At 39.1% G+C, this 16,285-nt stretch carries 19 protein-coding genes; all 19 read right to left on the bottom strand.

Annotated elements, in window-relative coordinates:
• Nucleotides 1-32: 32 nt before the first annotated feature.
• Nucleotides 33-2,360, bottom strand: coding sequence for an ABC transporter permease (locus LJD34_RS07090; protein WP_227359523.1), 2,328 nt, complete (start codon nt 2,358-2,360; stop codon nt 33-35).
• Between the two features lie 14 nt (nt 2,361-2,374).
• Entirely contained in the window at nt 2,375-3,040 is a 666-nt protein-coding gene (locus LJD34_RS07095; RefSeq protein WP_006859033.1) for an ABC transporter ATP-binding protein, read from the bottom strand.
• Between the two features lie 151 nt (nt 3,041-3,191).
• Entirely contained in the window at nt 3,192-4,223 is a 1,032-nt protein-coding gene (locus LJD34_RS07100) for a sensor histidine kinase (protein ID WP_006859034.1), read from the bottom strand.
• A complete protein-coding gene (locus tag LJD34_RS07105) occupies nt 4,220-4,909 on the bottom strand; it encodes a response regulator transcription factor (protein ID WP_009265522.1) in 690 nt (229 codons plus the stop codon). Before LJD34_RS07105 ends, LJD34_RS07100 begins: the two co-directional genes overlap by 4 nt.
• Before the next feature lie 249 nt (nt 4,910-5,158).
• Nucleotides 5,159-5,398, bottom strand: a complete 240-nt coding sequence (locus LJD34_RS07110) for a DUF6061 family protein (RefSeq protein ID WP_006859036.1) — start codon at nt 5,396-5,398, stop codon at nt 5,159-5,161.
• Between the two features lie 297 nt (nt 5,399-5,695).
• On the bottom strand, nt 5,696-6,232 hold the full coding sequence (locus tag LJD34_RS07115; protein ID WP_167622877.1) for a VanZ family protein: 537 nt from the start codon (nt 6,230-6,232) through the stop codon (nt 5,696-5,698).
• 86 nt (nt 6,233-6,318) lie between these two features.
• A complete protein-coding gene (locus LJD34_RS07120; RefSeq protein WP_021738882.1) occupies nt 6,319-6,492 on the bottom strand; it encodes a transposon-encoded TnpW family protein in 174 nt (57 codons plus the stop codon).
• A 282-nt stretch (nt 6,493-6,774) separates the two neighbouring features.
• Complete coding sequence (locus tag LJD34_RS07125; RefSeq protein ID WP_195465136.1) at nt 6,775-7,701, bottom strand: VapE domain-containing protein; 927 nt, start codon at nt 7,699-7,701, stop codon at nt 6,775-6,777.
• An 11-nt stretch (nt 7,702-7,712) separates the two neighbouring features.
• Nucleotides 7,713-8,156, bottom strand: coding sequence for a hypothetical protein (locus tag LJD34_RS16785; RefSeq protein WP_227359525.1), 444 nt, complete (start codon nt 8,154-8,156; stop codon nt 7,713-7,715).
• On the bottom strand, nt 8,128-8,781 hold the full coding sequence (locus tag LJD34_RS07135) for a CHC2 zinc finger domain-containing protein (protein ID WP_021738884.1): 654 nt from the start codon (nt 8,779-8,781) through the stop codon (nt 8,128-8,130). Before LJD34_RS07135 ends, LJD34_RS16785 begins: the two co-directional genes overlap by 29 nt.
• 106 nt (nt 8,782-8,887) lie before the next feature.
• Complete coding sequence (locus LJD34_RS07140; RefSeq protein WP_021738885.1) at nt 8,888-10,321, bottom strand: hypothetical protein; 1,434 nt, start codon at nt 10,319-10,321, stop codon at nt 8,888-8,890.
• 412 nt (nt 10,322-10,733) lie between these two features.
• On the bottom strand, nt 10,734-11,036 hold the full coding sequence (locus tag LJD34_RS07145) for a hypothetical protein (RefSeq protein ID WP_021738887.1): 303 nt from the start codon (nt 11,034-11,036) through the stop codon (nt 10,734-10,736).
• A gap of 29 nt (nt 11,037-11,065) precedes the next feature.
• Nucleotides 11,066-11,353 (bottom strand): hypothetical protein, encoded by a 288-nt coding sequence (locus LJD34_RS07150; RefSeq protein ID WP_138262904.1) that lies wholly within the window; start codon nt 11,351-11,353, stop codon nt 11,066-11,068.
• 15 nt (nt 11,354-11,368) lie between these two features.
• Nucleotides 11,369-11,548, bottom strand: a complete 180-nt coding sequence (locus LJD34_RS07155; protein WP_021738889.1) for a hypothetical protein — start codon at nt 11,546-11,548, stop codon at nt 11,369-11,371.
• Between the two features lie 9 nt (nt 11,549-11,557).
• A complete protein-coding gene (locus tag LJD34_RS07160) occupies nt 11,558-11,941 on the bottom strand; it encodes a TnpV protein (RefSeq protein ID WP_021738890.1) in 384 nt (127 codons plus the stop codon).
• Nucleotides 11,938-13,821 carry a recombinase family protein gene (locus LJD34_RS07165; protein WP_227359526.1) on the bottom strand — a complete coding sequence of 628 codons (1,884 nt, stop codon included), beginning with the start codon at nt 13,819-13,821 and terminating at the stop codon, nt 11,938-11,940. Before LJD34_RS07165 ends, LJD34_RS07160 begins: the two co-directional genes overlap by 4 nt.
• Before the next feature lie 271 nt (nt 13,822-14,092).
• Nucleotides 14,093-15,193 carry a type IV secretory system conjugative DNA transfer family protein gene (locus LJD34_RS07170; RefSeq protein ID WP_227359527.1) on the bottom strand — a complete coding sequence of 367 codons (1,101 nt, stop codon included), beginning with the start codon at nt 15,191-15,193 and terminating at the stop codon, nt 14,093-14,095.
• Entirely contained in the window at nt 15,180-15,380 is a 201-nt protein-coding gene (locus tag LJD34_RS07175) for a hypothetical protein (protein WP_032089834.1), read from the bottom strand. Before LJD34_RS07175 ends, LJD34_RS07170 begins: the two co-directional genes overlap by 14 nt.
• A complete protein-coding gene (locus tag LJD34_RS07180; RefSeq protein WP_227359528.1) occupies nt 15,380-16,282 on the bottom strand; it encodes a hypothetical protein in 903 nt (300 codons plus the stop codon). The genes LJD34_RS07175 and LJD34_RS07180 overlap by 1 nt, the downstream gene beginning before the upstream one ends.
• Nucleotides 16,283-16,285: the final 3 nt, after the last annotated feature.

The raw sequence follows: 16,285 nt of genomic DNA on the forward strand, positions 1-16,285 counted from the left end.
GAGCTGACCGAGATATGAAAAGCTTTCTATCATCAATTTCGCATTATTGCAATAACAGATTGCTTCTTCCATGAATGAATAAGCAATATTGTCATCAAACTTTCAAGCATAAACATAGCAACAGCAAAAAGAGTAAAAGCAACAACCGGAAATACAAATCCCGTAGACATGCCTGCATTTTTCAAAAATATACCGATTGCATATCCGCCGGGGATTCCAACAACAGCAGTTATAAGCAATGCAATCAAAGTAGTAAAAAGACCTTCCATCATAAATGCTTGCTTCAACTGCTTATTTGTCATACCAATAGATTTTAGTGTGCCCATTTCCTGTTTCTGTGATAAAAGATTTGTCACAGTAAGATTGATTTGATTGATGACCGCAAATATCCACAAGATGGCTGCAATCGCATAAGCTAATGTAAAACCTGCACGATTGTCTGATTGGTGTTCTACAATAAAATCTTGAAGGGTTTGTAAGCGAACATCCCTATTGTCAGAAACGAGTAATTTGAGTTCTTGCTCGATTATCTCCTGATATTCAGCTTCTGCTTGTATTTCGATTGCGTATGTACAGTCATAACCTGCAAGTTCTTTGAGCATATTTTCCGGCATTCTGAAAATATAGCCACCCATTCCATCATTGCTGGAAGTGATTGCACCAATTTTGAATGCTTTTGTTATTGTTTTACCACTATGATTTTTGAAATTAAAGGTCACAGTATCCCCAATTTGAGGTTTCCAATGGTAAACATCATAAATACGTTCGGGATCACTTACAACTAATTCTGTATCATCAGTAATATTTCCAGACAAAACCGCTGCATTTAGCGACGCCAAATCCTTTTCATTATAGCCGAGCATCAAGGTGCTATCTGAAATATCATTGTCTGTTGAGAAATCAACTGGTACGGTAGCATAAGTAAATATATTGCTAACTCCCTCTATATCTCCAACACGCTTTACATAATCAGAAAAATATTCTTTCTGCAAGAGAGCATCCAAATTTTCACTTTCGTTTTCTAAATCAATGCTGATTTTGAAATCTCCGTACTTCATATCCCAATAACGAGCCATACTCTCGGCATTAAAAGAACTCTGATAACTTGCTGCAAGGAAAAATATAACTCCGCACAGTCCCAATGATAAAATGGTCAATAGAGATTTTTTTCTGTTTCTGGAAAAGCTGATTTTCGCTAAATATACAGGCGTAATACGATGTCTTTTGTGAGTGCGGTAATTTACAATTCCCACTGGATTTTTCAGGGCGGAAATTGGAGAAGTATTCGCTGCAATTTTTGCTGGTTTACGAACACTAATATAAACAAGCAGTATTCCAAAAAGGCATGCGCCACATAGAGAAACAATAAATGCAAATACTGACCAGCCTTTTGATTGCAGACAATAGCTGATGATCGTTCCCATGATACAACCAATTAAAATCCCCGGAACTGCAAGCATATAACCCTGTTTAAGAACTATTTTATAAATTTGCTTTTTACTTGCCCCTATTGTCCGAAGCTGTCCGAACTCAGCAACTTTTTGTCCAACCGAAATATAGAAAATGCTGTAAATTACAAGTGCGGCAGCTAAAAACAAAATGGCAGCAACTACACCATATACCGCATAATTACTGAAGGACAAAGTTGTATTTACATAATCATAGTAACTGCTGACTGTCCAATTATTCAGTCCAGTCTCCTCTGAAATTTGAGATAATATTTCTGTTGCTTCGTCTTTTGTAAGGGTATCTGCATTTTCAAGCCAAACATATCCATTAAGCAGGTTATTTCCACGTAATTCCCGGCATTTTTCAAGTGAAACAAAAACAGGATAAGCGGTAGAAGTTTTATCATGATAAATACCAACAATAGTATAATTCTTCAAAGTACCATCCAGATTCAACTGAACTATGGCGTTGATTTCCGGAGACTTATTTTCACTGGCAAAAAAGGCATCTGTAACAGCAATTTCACTTGCTTTCTCTGGATATTTTCCGTCAAAGGCAGGAATCAAACTAAGCATGTCATCATCATAATAAATCAGAGACAGTTCTTTAGAATTTTCTTTCACTGTTTTGATATTACAGGAAAGTCCTACACTTTTTACTTCTTCGTTTGCTAACAACTTTTCTTTACTGTCCTGCGTAATGTCAAAGAAAATCCCTTGATGTAATCCTTCGATTTCTTTCTGATTTTGATAAATGATATTTTGCACTGTGAGCAACGACATCATTATCATAGCAACGGCTACAATAATTGCCGAAAGGCAAAATAAGTTTTTCTTCTTATCAAAACGCACACTTTTTCGTGCTAATTTTTTAATTACTGCACTGGTATCATTTTCAAAAGGATAATTCATAATTCCCACCTCCTTTAGCCAACAATTTTACCATCTTCAATCCGTACAATGCGGTCTGCGAGTTGAGCGATCTCGTTGTTGTGAGTAATCATTACAATGGTCTGATTAAATTCTCCGCTGGTATGCTTCAAAAGCCCTAACACATCTGCACTGGTCTTGCTATCAAGATTTCCGGTCGGTTCATCAGCAAGGATAATCGCAGGCTTCGTAATTAAAGCTCGTGCAATCGCTACACGTTGCTGTTGACCGCCTGAAAGATTGTTCGGCATATTTTCCAGTTTATCTTCTAAAGCCAACATATACACAACTTCGTCCATAAATTTCTGGTCTACTGTATCGCCATCCAGTTCCACAGGCAGGACGATATTTTCATATACATTCAAAATCGGAACCAGATTATAATTTTGGAAGATAAATCCGATGTTACGACGGCGGAAAATTGTCAATTCATCATCATTCTTTTTTGCGAGTTCTTCTCCCCGTACAATCACGCTGCCGGAAGTGGGGGTATCAAGTCCTCCCATCATGTGAAGCAATGTAGACTTACCGCTGCCGGAAGTTCCAACTACGGCAACAAATTCTCCCTGTTCCACAGTAAAATTTACACCATTAAGGGCACGAGTAATATTTGGTTCTGTGCCGTAATACTTCTTTAAGTCGATTGTTTGTAAAATGCTCATATTCAAATGCTCCTTTCAAGGCTTTCTATCTGTTGATAAAGCCATTGTAAACCACAAATGTTACACAAATGTCCGAGATAGAAAAAATTTTTATCGAAAATCAGAGTGAAATGTTACAACGCTCGGACATTTCAAAAAAAGTGGTTATATCTTACCTTACAGGAAGCATAATAGAAAATTCTGAGCCTTGCCTCAGCTCTGAAACAACCTTGATATAGCCCCCTTGCCTTGTTACAATCTCACGAGCCAAATACAAACCTATTCCCACACCCTGTTGATCGTGTACTTCTTCCTCACGATAGAAGCGCCGGAAGATGGCAGCCTGATTGCTTTCTGAAATGCCCTTGCCGGTGTCGGTCACTTTGACCTCTACGTACATTTCCCACTGAACCACTGATACAGAAATCTTTCCACCTGACGGAGTGTATTTTACTGCATTGTCCAGCAGATTGAAAAGGGCTTCGCTTGTCCACTTGCTGTCATGGGAGATTATCAAATTTTCCGGGCAATCCACGGATACAGCAATTTCTTTTTTCTCTGCGGCATATACAATACTGCTCATGGCTTGTGCAAGCGTATGGAATAAGCTGCTGTCTTTCTTTTCTAATCGTATTGCTCCGGTTTCCAACCGGGACGTTTTAACCAGTGCTTGGAACAGAAAATCCAGTTTATCAGTCTGACTACGTATGCCTTGTAAAAAGTCCATCCGTTCTTCTTCTGAAACAGGCTTTGTTAAAAGTGTGTCCGTTACCATTTGCAAATTGCTGACAGGCGTTTTAACTTGATGTGAAATATCAGAAATCAGCATTTGAAGCTCCTGTCGTTCCATGTCTACCTTGTGCCGGTTTTTCTGCATAATCTCATACAACCGAATTAAGCGGTGGTTGATACGGGCAAAAAGAGTTTCACTATCATTTGACTTTTGTAATTCCTCGTTTCCATCAATCATGTTGTCCAGCGTCCGGCACAAATTAGAAGTAAAATGAGAAAGGCGTTTTCCAAAAATCAGCACCAATAGCCAAATCCAGAAAAACGCACAGAGTGTCAATGTTCCACCCACTATAAAAATTCGTATATCCTGCATTATACCGCCGAAAATACCGGTAATTACCAGCATAGAGAAAACCATGCCAGCACTAACCAGTCTACAAATTTTCTTAGCAGAAAGGTTATTCAGATTCATTTCTTTTCGCCTCCTGTCCATTGATACCCCATACCATAAACCGTTTTGATATATGTGTCGCCATCCGCTTCAATCTTACTGCGAATACGGCTGATAGAAGTAGTAAGGGTATGTTCATCTACATATTTTTCATCAACATCCCACAGTTTTTCTAAAAATTGTTGGCGAGTAAGTACCTGCTTCGGATTTTTAAGAAATAGGTTCAACATTTTATATTCCATCGCAGAAAGTGCTAATGGTTTCCCGTTCAAACTTGCAAATTGTTCCGAAAAATCCAGAAACAAGCTACCATCCTCGTAAATATCCTTAGCTGGTTTGTGATGCTCCAACATAGCGAACATGGCTTTGATTTTTCGCTGCAAAGCACTAATCGAAAAAGGTTTCGTGATATAATCCACTGCACCAGCTTCATATCCCCGTATCTGATTGCTTTCCTGATCGTTGGCAGTTAGAAATATAACTACTGTATCAGGATGCTCTGGCTTGATAAGACGGCATAGGTCATAACCATTTCCGTCTGGTAAATTTATATCCAGCAATACCAAATCAAAAATGTTTGTTTTTAATGATTCAGCGGCTGTCCTTGCATTCAGAACAGAAGTTATTGTGTAACCGTCCAATTCCAAATTATAAGTAAGCGTTTTATTCAAAAGATTATCATCTTCGACAATTAAAATATGCTTCATATTATCACTTCCTTTTCTTTTTGCAGATAGTATAACAGGCAAATGTCCGAGAATTGTTACAAGGACAAATATATTTTTCATTTTACAGCTTTTTTCTGTGTACTGCAATTTTATAAAAGAAAGGACAGCAGTGTCAAATTGCTGTCCTTTCTTTTATCATAGCTGGTAGTGTAGAAGCGTGGGTTCATCATATCGGGTGTGGTATCTTTAACTACAGGAAACTCCCTACAACACTATCTCACTTCTTGCTTAATAAAGTTCTAATGAATCTTCTGTATCCACCCACATCTGTAAATTGCCATCAAGATATAATCTTGCATATTCCAAAGGCTCATCCACAGCCAATGAAGTAAGCGCACATTCTGATCCATATGTGGTTTTTAAATTTTTTTCAGCTTCCCAGCAATCAATGCGAAGCATATATCCAGCACTTGTGTAAACATCAATACTATCGTGGTTTATATTATATTCTGCATAAATTGTTCTCATCGTATCTTATCTCCATTTTCTTTTGATAATCAGTTACAGAGTTAAATATCGAAAACATTTCAATCAGTTCACCATGTCGTTATTGTTATATGTTATATTGTGTTATGAAATTTTCTTTCCCTTAATTTTTCCCATATTAAGGTTCATGAAAAGCAATGGGAAAATGTAACACAAGGGAAAGAGTAAGGGAAAGTTCACTTGCTACAAACTTAGTATTTTCAAGGGTTTGCGAAGAATTTGATAATCAAATATAACAGTTATTAAATTTCCTAAAATATGTGAAATATCAACTGGAATTTATTTTTTACTTGTGGTTATGCGAAGTAACAAGCATCCCATCAAAAATCCAATGAGAGTCCCACAAGTATTCATAATCACATCATCTAACTGTGCAAACCTTCCAATAAATGTTTGCAAAAATTCTATGCCAATCGAAAATACTGCTCCAAGTATAACGCCATTCCACCAATGCTTGTAGATATTCTTAAAAATAAATACTGGCAAAAATCCATATGGAACGAATAGACATATATTCAAAATAGTTGCCGCATTAAATCCATCTTCAAATAATTTAAAACTAATATAACTATCAAGAGGTGACGATATTCCAAAACTACCACCAATAATTCCTGTAATTTTTAATATTGATACAATTATCAAAATCCACAAGAATTGGCATAAACAATTTAAAATCCTAATTTCTATTTTCTTCTTTTGGATAAATTCAATACCCAGTTCGATAATCATAACACCTGCGAAAATAATAAGTGCCGTTGGAAGTAACCTCACTAATATCCATATTCCAGTCCATATTTCCATTGTAATATAACTCACTATCATTCCTCCATAAATTCTAATTTGTTGCTCAAATCATATCACATTTTCAAACATATCTCAATTCCAATTGTCTCTGCCCCCATCTATTGCATTGCCTTTCGGCTTGCTTCTGTAACCAGCATCCGGTTAATCTTTTCTTGCATGGTTTCCTTTGCATCTTCATTGAAATGATAGCGGACAACATATACTGTCTGCCCGATTTTCTTTGTAAATGTGTTTCCCTCTGTTTTTTTATTCATCATTTTTTCCATAATCATCTATTTCCTTTCTTTCCTGTGCCCGACAGAGAGAGGTTTGCTTCTGTCCCTGCCGGGAGTTTATCGGCACGCTGACAACACAAGTGTCAACATAGGGTTTGAAACTTTTTTCGGGTAGTTATTTCTGTTTTCCAAAATACTATTGAAAAGTTTTTTGAATGTTCTTGTTGACACCTGTTAAAAAGTAGCTGAAACACCGGTAAATACAAAGGATTTTGGTGTCAACAAAAATGTCAACAAGCAGTAAATTTCCGGGTAATCAGTAGCCTTTCGGCATCAAAATCAGCCTTTCTCTCTGTCGGGCAGATCAAATGGCAGCTCCAACTGTTCTGCTTTCGTCAGCTTTGTAAATCCATCTTTATCCGGTTCGTTGCCACCCTCTTCTTCTGCTCCTTCCCTGATCCAGCTTCTCTGTCTGCCATATCCTTCCTTTGAAAATCTGTGGACTCCGGCTCTCTTCCAGCCAGTGATCTGCGTATCCATAATGGAACAGATCTCATTTGTCTCGAATTTTTTCGGCTCCCGGTCAAAATGGTCAAAGGCTTCTTTCCAGATCTGGACGGAACATACATGACTACCTTTATAAGCGTCCAGCCAGCCTTGTATCATTCCTGCCATCGTATCTTCCTGTGTGAACTGTTTTCGGTATTCACTGATCTCCTGCTCCATTTCCTTTGAGAACTTCAACAGGCTGCTCTTATTCTCCGTTGACCAGTAGATTTCCATTACTTCTGCCCACAACTGGTCAAAATAGGATCTGGCTTCTTTTTCATCATCGAGGATATGCTTCTCTGCCTTACTGCTGTCTATAGCAATCGGCAGGAACCGTCTTGCCCCGGTACGGTCAAAAGGAATGAACTGCCTTGTGTTCGTTGAACCTGCAAAGATACACTGACGCTTCCGGTCTTCCTCATATTTATCATAAGGGTTCCGGTAAGTGTCTTTCTGTCTGGTCAGGAATGACTTGATTTCCTCATTGCTCTTTGCACTGATTGCAGCAATCATCTCCGACATTTCCATAATCCAGTGTCCCCGGAGATGCTCGTATATCTTACTGTCATTCAACTGCTTCAGATCATCAGAAAACCAGTCATCGTTCAATGCAAGAAAACGGAAAAATGTGGATTTTCCGGCTCCCTGCTGACCTACCAGACAAAGCATTTCATCTGCTTTACAACCGGGGCGGTAGATTCTGCTTAATGCTTCCATCAGGAAGTGCTTCACAACCTCATAGACAAAATCCGAAGCATCTGCCCCATATACCGTTGCAGAACATAACGGATTCTCTCCTGCCCGTCCCACTCCAGTTGTTCCAGATACTCACAGATCGGGTGGTATGCCCGGCTGTTGGCTTCTATGCGAAGTGCCTTATCCATACATTTTTCACTTGTGAGTTTGTAATAGCGTTCAAAGAAATAGTAGAAATAAGTCCTGCCATCATCATCCAGCTTGCAGACTTCCTCATTCCACCAGAGTTTTTTTACAATATCAATCCTGCCTGTCAGCTTGTTGTATTTCATACTCTCACGCACAAGCGGATCATTTCTCAGCACAACCATATAATTTCCAACCGTTGCTTTCGCAGTTCCTTTCTGTGTATATTCCAGCATCTGTTTCACTTCATCGACTTTGCTTTTATCTACCATCCGGAACATTTCTTTCATGGCATCTTTCTGTTCTTTTGTGGCGATCTCCTTTATCTTCTCTTTCGCATTGCTCAATCCGCTCCACCTCCTTCCATTTTTCTTTTACAAGTGCTTCCTTATCTGCCCTGTCCCCAAAGAGCAGGATATCCAGATAATACTCAACAACTGACAACTCCCTGAGAGCAGTCATAAACTTTTCATGCCATTCTTCTGTCCGTGTTTTTGGTGCATACTGTTCTTTCCATTCCAGAAGCAGGCTCAGATAATCCAGATAGGCTCTCAGGCATCTCAGATGTTTTTTCTGCCAAAGTTCTTCTGGTGTCGGCTCTGGCTTTTTTGCTGAAACGCTTCTCCTGTTCTGCGGTGATCCCCTGTCCCTGCCGGAATAAGGAATCCCAAAATCATCTGCCAGCTTCATGGCTGCATCTTTCAATCCAATGTCAAACAGTTGTGCCGTAAAATCAATGGCATCTCCTGTACAGCCACACCCGAAACAATAATATCTCCGGTCAACTTTCATGCTGGGTGATTTGTCATTATGGAAAATGCAGCGGATCAGTCCGCTCCTGTTGGGCTTTAACCCATACCTCTCCGCAGCCTGCCGGACGGTCACATTCTGTTTTACTTCATCAAATAATCCCAATTCGTTTCCTCTCTTTCTTAAATCTGCTTCCCAAATCTGGGAAGCAAGTTTTCACAAAAAACAAAAAAGCACTTTGTCCTGTCCTTACGGAATCAACAAAATGCCCTTATAGTTCCAGATCACTGGAATGTGATCTTCCTTTATTCAGTTGTTTTCTCTCTGCCTCTTCTCTTTGAATCTTTGCTACGTTCAATGCAAGTTTTTCTCTGATTGACGGCTTCACTTCTTTTTTGATTTCTTCTACAACGGCTTTTTTCTTCTCTGGCTGTTTTAACTGACGGACAACCCTCACAACAGCTTTTTCCATCGCATATTCGATTTTTTTAATCAGACCGTCCAGCCTGTTTATCGCATATTCCTTTTCTTTTCGTGATGCCTTACGTTCCGGACTCTGAATCCATCTCTTAGAATCTTCCGCAAGACGAATGTCATCTTTTCTGGTAGCCCGCATTGTTTCCTCTGCGACTTTATCCACAGCCTTGTCATAGGCTTCACTGGATACTTCGTCAAGCAAGGTTTCCACATCTTCAATACGGAGGGTAAGCTGTTGCAGTTCCTCTCTCTGTTCTTCAATCAGCTCGCCCTGACTTAGAATCCGGTCAGAATTGGAAATGAAATTTTCTTTAAATTCTTTTTCCTGCTGTTCTATTTTTTCTTTCTGTGACTGGATAACCTTTTCATTTGCCCTGACATGGTTTGACTGCCTTGCAAGTTCCAGATGATTCGCATTGACCTTATCCCTCTGCTGATTGAGCATTTCCTGCTGAACCGCAATCTCTTCTTTCTGCTTCATTCGGATATAGTCCTGTTTCTCCAGATACTGCCTTCCTCCATAGGACGGTTCTTCGTCAATTTCCAGTCCATGACGTTTACAGATATCCAGGAACATTGTCCGGCAGGCAGAATCAAAAACAACCTTACGGTTATTTGTCTTTGATCTTTTCTTTTCCGGATTCGGAAGTTCAAAGCCAAGTTCTTCCAGTGCCGCTTCCTGTTTCGGTTCAATCTCCCCATACCGGTTCGTAGCATCGAATACATGACGCTCATGAATATGCGGAGTCGCTTCGTCCATGTGCAGTGACCAGTCAATGATATGCACATTAGAACCAAACCGCTCATCGAACTCTTTCTTGAATTCATCAAAAACCAAAACCAGCGTTTCCACAGAAGCGTGTTCATCTATCGTCCCAAGCTGATAGATACTTTCTTCCGGACAGGTCTTTTTATTTTTCAGAACATCTTCCACCCCTTTACATCTGTCGGGGTGTCTTGCTTTCTCATGACGTTTATTCTGGTTAATCACATAATCGCTGTAATGATCCACATAGTATGCCATCTCAATCTGGTTAAAAGAAAAATTATCCTCTTTTCCCCGGTCTGCCATTGTGGTATATCCCTGATAGCAGTCCCAGTAAATATTCTGACGGACACGTTCATTGTCAATATGCTCACTGTGTTCCGGGTCAAATCTCCGGTCATTGTGAAGCGGATTGTAAACACCGTCTTTCCCAGATCTGCCGTTATGCCTTGTGCCTTTCAATTCACATCTCTCCTTTTTTCAAGTTGTTTCCCCGGAGGGGATTGCAGCGAAGCTTCCAAAAGTCTCTGTCCCCGTTACAGACAGTACCCAGTACCATATGGCGAAACGCCATATCACTGGGCAATGGCTGCCGCCCTTAACCTGCTAAGGGCTTTGCCCCTTAACCCCAGCAAGATGCTGCCGCTCTTTGCAATCTGGGCACAAAGGACTTCCAGCCCTCTGTACTCCCAGCAGACAAAACGTAACTCCTGCCGCTGTCCCTTCAGCAGGATCTCCGTTCCGTCTGTTTTTCAAAAATCCTCTGCATCGGATTTTGTGAAAATATAAAAATGGGTAAAACAAAGGGCACTAACTTTTTACGGTTAATGCCCTTTCCTTTACTCATTCACTTTTCAGATAATTCCTGTATGTATCATTCTGATAATTGCTTCAGAACCATTTTAACATTCTTCCTAAGTTTCATTCCGTCCCTCAGTCCCAACCGGTAGAAAAATTCTTCTGTCTCTGCTCCACTGTTAAATATCTGGTCGCAATATTTTGTAATGGCCTCTTCCTGTTTCTGTGGAAGTGTGGCAATCACTTTTTTATATTCTTCCTCAACTTCATCTGGTTCTGTCACAGACGGCTGGCTCAGTTTCCAGTCTGCATACTCTTTTCCCATATGCTCCGTTATGGTCAGGTTGATAAATTCTTCAATCTCTTTTGTAATCTTCATTTAAGAATCCTATTCCTTTCTCCAGTGGTCTACTTCATCAATCTGATTTTGATTGTTTCCAGCCACACCACTGCCCAGCCAGAAAGCACAGGCAGGATATAAAGTATAAAACCTGCCACAAGCATCCTGACCGCTTCTGTGCCTGTCTCCTGTCCGAATCCATACCCTAAAACTGCTGTAATGCAGATGATCCCCGACAGGATATGAAATACCGTTGCCGACAGCCATGTGAAGAACATAACCACCAGTTGTATCATTGTCAGGCATATACGCACTGGCAGTAATACGATTTTCACAATAATTCTTACAACAACCATGACTGTCCACCCCTTTCACTGTTTCAGATAACTACGATAGCTGTCTATCACAGAATCTGTCACACCGCTTTTGTAAATCTTTCGGATATCAACGATTTTTTCATCTTTCAAAAGTTTCAGCCAGTCCAGTAAATCTTTTCTGCTGTTTGCAAAATTACAACATCTTCCGTCTGCATATTCAATCCAGTATCTCATAAGTCCCTCCTACACATACACCAGTTCATTTAAAATAATTTCATCTACCCGGCTTCTTGCATTGTTTGCCCGGCGAACCCATTCCATCTGATCTCTGCTTTTCAATTCTTCCGTAATGCCTTCCTGCTCCATAATCTGTTCCATGAGGAAATCCCTGCGTTCCAAACACTGCTCATTCAGATCTGCGAGATACGTCCAGAGCTTACCACTCAATGTCAGATAGGAATACAAGCCACTCTTGTAATCTTTCAGATAGTTTCTGTGAAGACTTCCATAAAAACCAATCTCTCTTTTCTCTTCGGGTACTGCGATCAGTGGCAGATAGATTTCCCCGACAAGGATATAATCCAGACCATTACTGTTATCGTGAATGATTCTTTCTAATTTGCTCATGCTGATGCAACTCCTTTCTTCGGTTCTGCTGGGGGAAGCAGTGATAGCGGAATGAACACACCTTTTGCAATATCTTCCTGCCGGATCTCTTCTTTTTTTGCATCCAGTTCGGCTTTCTTTTTTGCCTTTGTCCGTTCATAGTATTCCTGCTGCTTTCCATTTGCTTTTCTTCTCAGGTAATTCTGGTGAAGCCTGTCTTTTCTGGCTTCCCGTTTTTCCATTTCTTCAATTTCTTCCGGTGTCATTTTCACCTCACCGAAATGTGGCGGTAAATATCTGCCGATGAAGTTAAAATAGATTTCCACTTCCTGTGTCGTCTCAACGCTTCCTTTCCGGTCACGCTCATGCACCACAATCTTTTCTACAAATTCATTCAGCATGTAAGTGGTCAATTCCTCAAAATTTTGGTATTTATCAACCAGAGCAATAAACTTCTCCGCTGATCTGCGACCTTCTTCATAGCCTGATAATTCAGCTTCCATATCTGCAATTTCTGCCGACAAATCTTTCTGTTCTTTAGAATACTGTCCATCAAGAATCGCATAGCGTTCATCTGGCAGCTTGCCAAGAATATTGTCCTCATAAATTCTGCAGATCAGTTTTTCCAGTTCCTGCACACGCTTTTTTGCCTCTGCCAATCTGCTTTTCAATCTTGTGATCTCACTGGACTGCTGTGAAGTCTGTGCCTTTTTTACTGTCTCCAAAAATTCTTCACGATTCAACTGTGAATACTCCGCAACAGCCTTTAAAAGTTCCTTAATCAGCTCCATAACCACATCAGCATTAATTCTGTGCTGTGTCTGGCAGAGTGTTCCAACCGGAACTTTAGAATATGCAGAACAAGTATATTGTGGTACTCGCTTGCCATTATTTACTCGATGGACATACATTTTGGAACCACAGTCTGCACAATACATCAGACCTGTCAAGGGGTGGGCTTCTCCCCATCCATCTGGATATCTTCTCACATTGCTTCGGATTCTCTGTACATTGTCAAAAGTTTCCTGATCTATAATGGCTTCCTGCGTGTTCTCAAACACCGTCCAATTATCTTCAGATACGTAATGGCTTTTCTTATCCTTGAAATGTTTTCTGGTCTTGAAGTTCACTGTATGACCAAGATACTCTCTTTTCTTCAGAATGCCTGCAACAGTAGAAGAGCCCCAGCCATAAGGATCTTTGATTTCTTTTACTCTGTCTTTCCATAATCCGGCATCTTTCTTTGCCATATGAATCGCTGGTATCTCAACCTTATCCTCTTTCAGTGCCTTGGCAATCTGATATGGTCCGTACCCATCCATTGTCATGTGAAAGATTCTCCGTACAACTACAGCTGCTTCTTCATCAACAATCCATACATTCGGGTCATCCTTGTCTTTCAGATACCCATATGGTGTTGTACTTGCCACATGCTTGCCGGATTTTCCTTTCGCCTTGAAAGTGGATTTTATCTTTTTACTGGTATCCCTTGCATACCATTCATTCATGATATTTCGGAATGGAGTAAAATCATCGTCCTCCCGGAAGCTGTCTACATTCTCGTTGACTGCAATCAGGCGGACATTCTTCTGTCGCAGCAATTTCATATATTGTCCGACTTTCAGATAATCTCTTCCCATTCGGCTCATATCTTTAATCAGAATCGTTCCGACTTTCCCCGACTCTACTTCTTTCATCATGGCAAGAAAGCCTGGGCGATCAAATCTTGTACCGGAGATACCATCATCAGTAAAATGAACAAGATTGGTAAATCCATGTTCTTTTGCATATTGTTCCAGCAGTTTCTTCTGGTTTGAAATACTGTTGGATTCCCCGTTTAATTCATCATCACGACTAAGACGTTCATACAACGCTGTCATGAATCCCTGTTTCTCTGTCATAGTCAGATGTCCTCCTTCCTTTGTTTATTAATTGCCTGTTCTCATCCCATATCCGTTCCTGTACCGGGTTCTGATGTTTCCGGGACGTATTAACCAAAAAAGACACGCTGAATGCCTATTCAGTTCTGGTATCACTACGGGCAGGCTGTTTCGTTTTCAAGGTTCGTGTAAGAAGTAAAAAAGATTCTTACACTAAACGAAATGCTCAGAGGTCTTTTTACAGCCCCCTTACTGCATCTTTTTTGATTTCGTGTCATCTTTTTAAAGTTCCTTACACAATCTCTGTACTGACGAAACAAAATACGGACATGTTTTGAAATTGTTTTTTACAAAATACAATTTTGTTCTTTAAGGTAAAAAAATAAGCCTCAAGAGACTTTTTAATCATTTTGGAGCTCCAACTCTTTAAATTTGATTGATTAAGAAGTCTCTTCAAACTTACTACACCTGCCGCCTGTTTATAAATCTTATATTGCTTGAGAGCTAATGAATTTGGATTTCTTATTTCCAATCTTTCAAACAATTCATCTAGCGGACTTTGATATTCTTCATCATCTTCTTTTACTTCAGCAGCTGCAATCATTTCCATGACCATCGTGAAATTTTGTTCTTCTTCTGGTGCTTCGTGTAAAAGGTAAAGACAAAGAGCTTCTAATAAAGCCGTTTCCGATTTTTCCCAAAAGGGGTCATTTGTCTGACTACCTTTAGGTGTAGTATTTCTAATAAGATTGGTTATAAGCTTTAAAACATCCTTATCATCCTTGATATAACGAAATGGATTATAACAATGTGATCTATTCATATTGATAAGATCAACAACTTTGATAACATATCCTTCTTTTTCTAAAAGATTTCCTACATCTCTGAGCTGTTCACCTTTTGGGTCAAGAACCACAAAAGATGTATTGCATTGCATCAAATTAGGCTTACCAAAAAAGCGAGTTTTCCCTGCTCCACTTCCACCAATAACTAAAGTATTTAGGTTTCTTCTATGTCGTCTGCCATCTAAACCAATACGAACATTCTGCGAAAGTATCTTATTAGAATAGTAATCCTTTTCAGTATATTTTTTATTGACAGCTTTATTATTCGCCCATTTTGCTGAACCATACTCCTCATTTCTTCTGTAATTCTTCCTGTTATAGTAATAAGCCAAGTATGAAAAAGAATAGATTGACTCAAATATCAAGATACATTTAAGAGTATCCTGACATAATTCAAAAGAAAAAGGGCTATTCATTGCTTCATTTAAGTAAATGATTGCATCAAATAGTCCCTCATGGATGCAAGGAGCAACAAGAACTGAAAGCCACGCTATAAATACTGCTCCTACAAAATAAAAAACAAGTTCAACCTGTTTATCTTTCCTCATATGATTTTTTCGATTTGGATATGTCAGCTATTGCTGCCTTGTCCATAATCGATTCAATATAATCATAATCCTTATTTTCTTTTATTTGCTTGTCTCTTAAATTTCTTAAAGCAGTAATAATTATTCTTCTTTCAAAGTCCGTTACTCTAATCAAAACCGTTGGTTCTTTATTCTTAAATAACCCCATTAACGTTCTTCTCCTCTGCTTGCACTATCTCTTTCCTGCTGCAATCTATAGATTCCTCTTTCAGCTCGATTACTCACTTCATCTGCAATACTTTTAATGTTGCTCAATTCTTCTTTAGTATCTCGAGAATCCATTCCTTCAAAATAATTTTTTACTTCATTTGCGAAATCAACGTTTGAAACTGGAATGTTCAATTTTTTACAAAGAATATAGGCAGCACTTTTTACCATAAAGGCATCCTCTGTTCTGTCAACATTTCCATATTGACTTTCAAATTCTACATAGCAATATTCCCTTGCTAAACCCTCCATTAAATCTGTCGGACTCATCCCGTCTGCATAGTAGATCATTTGATTATCTGGCGAATATTGTACTAGCGAACCCTTTTCAGTATTATCAACCATCTGCATTTTAACAGGTGATTGATAAACTAGACCGCTGATGATTTCTCTAACAGACAAATTTTGTTTTTTCATTCTGTATGGTCTGTTTAATTGAGAAATATCAAAAACATATTTAACATCATAGTTGGTTCTTATCACGCCATCATTTCCTTGATATTCACCTTTAGGTTCTAATATTCCAATTCCTTTTACTCCTTTTTTTACATACTTTTTTTCTTCTACCCAACGATTATTATCTTTTAACAGTGTTGCCTGTGGACATTGTGCCATGACCAAGAGTGTATTGGTAACAGTATAACCAAATTTTGATTGCATTTCTAAATAGTTCAGATAATTTTGTGGAGAAGAAACAACTTCATGTGTTTGCTTCTCAGCCATATCATAAAGATTCTGTCTTTTTTGTTGTTTTTGTTTGGCATATTCCTCTGGAGAAATTCTAGGTTTTTCTTCAATTTTCTCATTAGTTGCATTGTTTAATAAATTATATATATCACTCATATT

The organism is Faecalibacillus sp. MSK20_93 (assembly GCF_020589945.1).
In the GTDB taxonomy this organism is placed as follows: Bacteria; Bacillota_I; Bacilli_A; order Erysipelotrichales; family Coprobacillaceae; genus Faecalibacillus; species Faecalibacillus intestinalis.

Excerpts from the sequence above, each read along its gene's own strand:
- LJD34_RS07090 (WP_227359523.1), bottom strand. The coding sequence starts at position 2,360 with ATGAATTATCCTTTTGAAAATGATACCAGTGCAGTAATTAAAAAATTA.
- LJD34_RS07125 (WP_195465136.1), bottom strand. The coding sequence starts at position 7,701 with ATGGAAGCATTAAGCAGAATCTACCGCCCCGGTTGTAAAGCAGATGAA.
- LJD34_RS07170 (WP_227359527.1), bottom strand. The coding sequence starts at position 15,193 with ATGAGGAAAGATAAACAGGTTGAACTTGTTTTTTATTTTGTAGGAGCA.
- LJD34_RS07120 (WP_021738882.1), bottom strand. The coding sequence starts at position 6,492 with ATGATTATGGAAAAAATGATGAATAAAAAAACAGAGGGAAACACATTT.
- LJD34_RS07110 (WP_006859036.1), bottom strand. The coding sequence starts at position 5,398 with ATGAGAACAATTTATGCAGAATATAATATAAACCACGATAGTATTGAT.
- LJD34_RS07150 (WP_138262904.1), bottom strand. The coding sequence starts at position 11,353 with ATGGTTGTTGTAAGAATTATTGTGAAAATCGTATTACTGCCAGTGCGT.
- LJD34_RS07175 (WP_032089834.1), bottom strand. The coding sequence starts at position 15,380 with ATGGGGTTATTTAAGAATAAAGAACCAACGGTTTTGATTAGAGTAACG.
- LJD34_RS07100 (WP_006859034.1), bottom strand. The coding sequence starts at position 4,223 with ATGAATCTGAATAACCTTTCTGCTAAGAAAATTTGTAGACTGGTTAGT.
- LJD34_RS07095 (WP_006859033.1), bottom strand. The coding sequence starts at position 3,040 with ATGAGCATTTTACAAACAATCGACTTAAAGAAGTATTACGGCACAGAA.
- LJD34_RS07180 (WP_227359528.1), bottom strand. The coding sequence starts at position 16,282 with ATGAGTGATATATATAATTTATTAAACAATGCAACTAATGAGAAAATT.
- LJD34_RS16785 (WP_227359525.1), bottom strand. The coding sequence starts at position 8,156 with ATGAAAGAAATGTTCCGGATGGTAGATAAAAGCAAAGTCGATGAAGTG.
- LJD34_RS07160 (WP_021738890.1), bottom strand. The coding sequence starts at position 11,941 with ATGAGCAAATTAGAAAGAATCATTCACGATAACAGTAATGGTCTGGAT.
- LJD34_RS07155 (WP_021738889.1), bottom strand. The coding sequence starts at position 11,548 with ATGAGATACTGGATTGAATATGCAGACGGAAGATGTTGTAATTTTGCA.
- LJD34_RS07165 (WP_227359526.1), bottom strand. The coding sequence starts at position 13,821 with ATGACAGAGAAACAGGGATTCATGACAGCGTTGTATGAACGTCTTAGT.
- LJD34_RS07105 (WP_009265522.1), bottom strand. The coding sequence starts at position 4,909 with ATGAAGCATATTTTAATTGTCGAAGATGATAATCTTTTGAATAAAACG.
- LJD34_RS07145 (WP_021738887.1), bottom strand. The coding sequence starts at position 11,036 with ATGAAGATTACAAAAGAGATTGAAGAATTTATCAACCTGACCATAACG.